Annotated in this window: 1 protein-coding gene; it reads right to left on the bottom strand. The window is 32.4% G+C overall.

Translation table 11 applies throughout. The features are described 5' to 3' along the window. A partial coding sequence (locus KI686_RS16715; protein WP_237590433.1) for a hypothetical protein occupies positions 1-278 on the bottom strand: 278 nt, incomplete at both ends.

The raw sequence follows: 278 nt of genomic DNA, 5'->3' as shown, positions 1-278 counted from the left end.
ATTGAGGTAACAAACGGATTGTTGCCTTCCGTGTCATAGGTGGTCTGAGTTTCACTTTCTTTATACCACCACTGTGTTTTTAACCGGTAAAATTGAAATCTTTTCAGCCCATAACTATTTGGAGAATACTCAATAAATGGATTAAAATTATGAACTAACCCCATAATTTCATCAGCTCCTGAAACAGGATTAATATAACTATCAAAGGTTTGATTGGTAGTTTTCAATTCTTGATCTAAGTTATTTTTTACTATTTGACTTAACATCTGACCATTAGA

It is taken from the genome of Polaribacter sargassicola, from assembly GCF_021991835.1.
Taxonomy (GTDB): domain Bacteria; phylum Bacteroidota; class Bacteroidia; order Flavobacteriales; family Flavobacteriaceae; genus Polaribacter; species Polaribacter sargassicola.
This window is presented reverse-complemented; position numbering and strand designations above follow the sequence as displayed.